Source organism: Streptomyces phytophilus, assembly GCF_013870535.1.
GTDB classification, from domain to species: domain Bacteria; phylum Actinomycetota; class Actinomycetes; order Streptomycetales; family Streptomycetaceae; genus Streptomyces; species Streptomyces phytophilus.
In genome coordinates this window covers 1-5,172 of the sequence record NZ_JACBXC010000352.1, presented here as the reverse complement: position 1 = coordinate 5,172, position 5,172 = coordinate 1, and the positions used below count along the sequence as shown (strand labels likewise).

Below are 5,172 nucleotides of genomic sequence, written 5' to 3'. Positions count from 1 at the left end.
GTCGGCGTGGCCGGCGTCGCCGCCGCGAGCGTCACCGGCACCGGCTCCGGCAGCGGCGAGGACGACGGCAAGACGACCCAGGCGGCCCCGGACACGGCCTCCGCCAAGACGTCGAAGGCCAACGCCGCGCTCGACACGCAGCTTCGCGGGGTCACCGAGGACGCCGAGGGCTTCGCCGACCGCGCCAGCCGCACCCAGGAGCGCATCGACCTCAAGGAGAAGCAGGAGGCCGAGCGGAAGCGGGAGGCGGAGGAGGCGGCGCGCAAGGAGGCGCTGCGCCCGAAGTTCGCGGTCCCCGTCGACAACCCGGGACTCAGCGCGTACTACGGCCAGGCGGGCGTCAACTGGATGTCCGTGCACACCGGCATCGACTTCCCCGTCTCGTACGGCAGCGAGGTCAAGGCCGCCACCGACGGCACGGTCACCACCCGCTACGACTACTCGTACGGGAACATGCTCGTCCTCACCGCCCCGGACGGCACCGAGACGTGGTACGCCCACCTCGACAGCTACGCCATCACCACCGGCCCCGTGCAGGCCGGCGACGTCGTCGCGTACTCGGGCAACTCCGGCAACTCCACCGGCCCGCACCTGCACTTCGAGGTGCACCCCTACGGCGGCTCCGCCATCGACCCGCTGGCCTGGCTCCAGGACAAGGGCCTCGACCCGCAGTAGGGCCGCGCAGGACACGCCGGACCCGCAGCGCGGCACGCCCGCCCGGGCCCGGACCCGGCCGCGCCTCGACCCGCCCGGACCGCCTTAGAGCCGCTCCACCGGCGCGTACCGCAGGAGCAGCTTCTTGGTCCGCCCGCCGTCGCCGAAGTCGATCGTCGCCTGCGCGTTCGCGCCCGAGCCGGACACCTCGACGACCGTGCCCATCCCGAACTGGTCGTGCGTCACCCGGTCCCCCACCGACAGCGCGATCACCGGCCGCTCCGTCGCCCGCCCGGTGGCGAAGCCCGAAGGGCCCTGCCGCGTACGGGCCGACGTGAACGACGACGCCAGCGCCGCCGCCGCGGACTCCATCGGCGACCGCCCCCCGCCGCCGCCCCGGGTGGCCGACGCGCCCGTGCGCCGCCAGTCCAGATACGCCGGCGGGATCTCGTCCAGGAAGCGCGACGGCGGGTTGTACGACGGCTGGCCCCACGAACTGCGCATCACCGAGCGCGTCAGATAGAGCCGCTCCTGCGCGCGCGTGATGCCCACGTACGCCAGCCGGCGCTCCTCCTCCAGCTCCTTGACGTCGCCGAGGGCCCGCATGTGGGGGAAGACGCCGTCCTCCATGCCGGAGAGGAACACCACCGGGAACTCCAGCCCCTTGGCGGTGTGCAGGGTCATCAGCGTGATGACACCGGAGCCGTCCGTCTCCTCCTCCGGGATCTCGTCGCTGTCGGCGACCAGCGCGACGCGCTCCAGGAAGTCGGCGAGCGTCCCCGGGCCCTCCTCGCCGCGCTCCTGCTCGAACTCCAGGGCCACGGCGGCCAGCTCCTGGAGGTTCTCGATGCGGGTCTCGTCCTGCGGGTCGGTCGACGCCTGCAGCTCGGCGAGATAGCCGGTCCGCTCCAGCACCGCCTCCAGCACCGTGGCCGGCCCGGCGCCGGACTCCACGACCGTGCGCAGCTCCTCCATCAGCGTGTTGAACCGCTTGACGGCGTTGACCGAGCGGGACGCCATCCCGTACGCCTCGTCCACGCGCACCAGCGCCTGCGGAAAGGAGATCCGCTCGCGCTGCGCCAGCGCCTCGATCATCGCCTCGGCGCGGTCGCCGATGCCGCGCTTGGGCACGTTCATGATGCGGCGCAGCGGTACGGAGTCCTCGGGGTTGGCGAGCACGCGCAGGTACGCGAGGACGTCGCGGACCTCCCGGCGCTCGTAGAAGCGGACGCCGCCGACGACCTTGTACGGCAGGCCGACGCGGATGAAGACTTCCTCGAAGACACGGGACTGGGCGTTCGTCCGGTAGAAGACGGCGACGTCGCCGGCGCGGGCGTCGCCGGCGTCCGAGAGCCGGTCGATCTCGTCGGCGACGAACTGCGCCTCGTCGTGCTCGGTGTCGGCGACGTAGCCGACGATGCGGGCGCCGGCGCCGGCGTCGGTCCACAGGTTCTTGGGGCGGCGGGAGGCGTTGCGCTCGATGACGGCGTTGGCGGCGTTGAGGATCGTCTGCGTGGAGCGGTAGTTCTGCTCCAGCAGGATCGTGCGCGCGTCGGGGTAGTCCTCTTCGAACTGGAGGATGTTGCGGATGGTGGCGCCGCGGAAGGCGTAGATCGACTGGTCCGCGTCGCCGACGACGCACAGCTCCGCGGGGCCCTCCGGTCCCGGCGTACGCTCCGCGCCCCCGTCCTCCGGCGCGCCCCCGCCGTCCGTCGCGGTCCCGTCCTCCCCGGGAGCCCCGGCCGGCGGGCCGACCAGCTCGCGCACCAGCATGTACTGCGCCTTGTTCGTGTCCTGGTACTCGTCGACCAGCACGTGCCGGAACCGGCGGCGGTAGTGCTCGGCGACGTCCGGGAACGCCTGCAGCAGGTTCACGGTCGTCATGATCAGGTCGTCGAAGTCCAGCGCGTTGGCCTCGCGGAGCCGCGACTGGTACAGCGCGTACGCCTCGGCGAGCGTCTTCTCGTACCCGTCGGTGGCCTGGGCGGCCCAGCTCTCCTCGTCGATCAGCTCGTTCTTCAGGCTGGAGACCTTGGCGCCGAGCGCCTTGGGCGGATAGCGCTTCGGGTCGAGGTCCAGGTCCCGGCAGACCAGCGCCATCAGCCGGCGCGAGTCGGCGGCGTCGTAGATCGAGAACGAGGACGTGAAGCCCAGCTTCTTCGACTCGCGGCGCAGGATGCGCACGCAGGCGCTGTGGAACGTGGAGACCCACATGGCGTTCGCGCGCGCGCCGACCAGGTCCTCGACGCGCTCCTTCATCTCCCCCGCCGCCTTGTTCGTGAACGTGATGGCGAGGATCTGGCCGGGGTGGGCCCGCCGCCTGGCGAGCAGGTACGCGATGCGGTGGGTCAGCACGCGGGTCTTGCCGGAGCCGGCGCCGGCGACGATCAGCAGGGGCGTGCCGGCGTGCTCCACGGCGGCACGCTGCTGCTCGTTCAACCCGGTGAGCAGCGCTTCCGGGTCGGTGACGGGACGGGGCGCGCCATCGCGGTAGTACGGCTCGGGGGCGCTCGCGGCGAGGGCGGGATGACTGTCGTCGAAGAGGCTGCTCATCGTCCACAGAGTCTAGGGCGCCCCACCGACAGCCCACGCGGGATGTCCGAATTGGCCGCAACGGCGCCCCGGATCACGAAACGGTTTCGGGCAAATCGAACATCAGACTTCACAGCGGTCCCACCGAGTGGCTACCGTGCACGGGCACTGCCCGGACGGAAGGAGTGGCCTGCCTTGGCTTCCCACCGAAAGCCGCGGACCCGGATCCTGGAGTCGCCGGCGGGGCGCCGTACCGCCGTCGGTGTCGGCTCCGCGGCCCTGGCCTCCGCGACGCTTCTCTCCCAGGAAGCCGGCGCGACCCCGGCCGAGCGGTCGATCGAGGACGTACAGAAGGAAGTCGACCACCTCTACCACGAGGCGGAGCGGGCCACCGAGCGCTACAACGGCGCCAAGGAGCGCACCTCGCAGCAGCGCGGCCGGGTCGAGCAGCAGCTCGACGAGGTGGCCGAGGAGACCGCGCGGCTCAACGAGTCGCGGCGCGAGCTGGGCCGCCTCGCCGCCGCCCAGTACCGCACCGGCGGCATCACGCCCACCGCGACCTTCATGCTCGCGCCTGACCCGCAGACCTACTTCGACCAGGCCCACCTCATGGAGCGGCTGACGAACCGCGAGCAGGCCGCGGTCGACCAGTTCCAGGTGCGCCAGGCCAAGGCCAACACCAAGCGGGCGGAGGCGCAGGAGAGCCTGCGGAACCTCACCGAGTCGCAGGAGCAGCTCCGGGACTCCAAGAAGGAGGTCCAGACGAAGCTGTCCGACGCGCGCAAGGTGCTGGACCGGCTCACCGAGGAGGAGAAGCAGCGCCTCGCCGAGCTGGAGCGCAAGCGCGAGGAGGAGGCGCGGCGCAAGGCCGAGGAGGCCGCGCGCCAGGCGGAGTTGGAGCGGCAGCGGCAGGCGGAGCAGGAGCGCCGCGAGCAGGAGCAGCGCGAGCAGGAGCAGCAGGAGGAAGAGCAGCAGGAGGAGCCGCCGCCCGCGGACACCGGCGCCTCGAAGTCGGAGAAGGTGCTGGCGTTCGCCGAGGCCCAGCTGGGCAAGCCGTACGTGTGGGGGGCCACGGGCCCGGACTCGTTCGACTGCTCCGGCCTGACCCAGGCCGCCTGGCGCGAGGCCGGCATCTCCCTGCCGCGTACGACCTACGACCAGGTCAACGCGGGCACGCAGGTGGCCAAGGCGGATCTGCAGCCCGGCGACCTGGTCTTCTTCTACGACGACATCAGCCACGTCGGGATCTACGTGGGCAACGGGCAGATGATCCACGCGTCCAAGCCGGGCGACGACGTGAAGTACGAGTCGATCGACTACATGCCGTTCCACAGTGGTGTGCGCCCGGCCTGACGGCGGGGCGCACGGGGGGCGGAGGGCCGGGGAGCCGGGAGGCGGCCGGCCTCAGGTCCAGGTGCCTCAGGTCCAGGTGGTGGCGATGAAGATGTTGGCCATGGTCAGGAGCCCGATCGCGAGGAAGTAGCCCTTCGCGATGCGCTCTTCCGCCCGCTTGAGGTAGACCATGACGAGGATCGCGATCAGGACCACGCTCTTGACGGTGAGCTTCGTGTGGTTCAGCTCCACGTCGTCGGCCTCGTTGAGGCCGGTGAGGATGAATCCGGTGACCAGCATGACCAGCGCGCCGTGCACCATGGCGGGCACGATGCGCACGTCACCTGTCTTCAACGACTTCAACTGGGTGAGCCAGCCGCCCAGCAGCGCGGCGACACCGATGACGTGCGTGGCGACGAAGACGTTAATGAGTACATCCATGGGCGTGAGCGTAGCGGTCCGTAACAGACAGCGCTCATGGGGGTGACCGCTTCCGGCACATCGGTCACAGATCCCAACCCGCAGCCCAGTCAGCCGTGTTCAGGCGATCACAACCTGTCACCATCGGGCAGGTCCGGTAAGTCTCTTTCATCCCCTCCTCCTGCGCCGCACCCTCGGCTTAGCGTCTCGGCTCAGGTGGTCGGCTCCTCACCG

At 71.0% G+C, this 5,172-nt stretch carries 4 protein-coding genes; 2 read left to right on the top strand and 2 right to left on the bottom strand.

Going from position 1 to position 5,172, the window contains the following annotated elements:
- Positions 1-675 (top strand): M23 family metallopeptidase (locus H5J30_RS16725; protein ID WP_181788228.1); only part of this gene is annotated, 675 nt, incomplete at its 5' end.
- 84 nt (positions 676-759) lie between these two features.
- On the opposite strand, the gene pcrA is transcribed toward H5J30_RS16725, so the two are convergent.
- Entirely contained in the window at positions 760-3,207 is a 2,448-nt protein-coding gene (gene pcrA / locus H5J30_RS16720) for a DNA helicase PcrA (protein WP_181788227.1), read from the bottom strand.
- Between the two features lie 174 nt (positions 3,208-3,381).
- On the opposite strand from pcrA, the gene H5J30_RS16715 reads away from it, so the two are divergent.
- Positions 3,382-4,539: a C40 family peptidase gene (locus H5J30_RS16715; RefSeq protein ID WP_181788226.1), complete on the top strand. Its 1,158-nt coding sequence runs from the start codon at positions 3,382-3,384 to the stop codon at positions 4,537-4,539.
- A gap of 66 nt (positions 4,540-4,605) precedes the next feature.
- Here H5J30_RS16715 and H5J30_RS16710 read toward each other — a convergent pair whose 3' ends face one another.
- Complete coding sequence (locus tag H5J30_RS16710) at positions 4,606-4,959, bottom strand: hypothetical protein (protein ID WP_181788225.1); 354 nt, start codon at positions 4,957-4,959, stop codon at positions 4,606-4,608.
- Between the last annotated feature and the right edge of the window lie 213 nt (positions 4,960-5,172).

Excerpts from the sequence above, each read along its gene's own strand:
- H5J30_RS16710 (WP_181788225.1), bottom strand. The coding sequence starts at position 4,959 with ATGGATGTACTCATTAACGTCTTCGTCGCCACGCACGTCATCGGTGTC.
- pcrA (WP_181788227.1), bottom strand. The coding sequence starts at position 3,207 with ATGAGCAGCCTCTTCGACGACAGTCATCCCGCCCTCGCCGCGAGCGCC.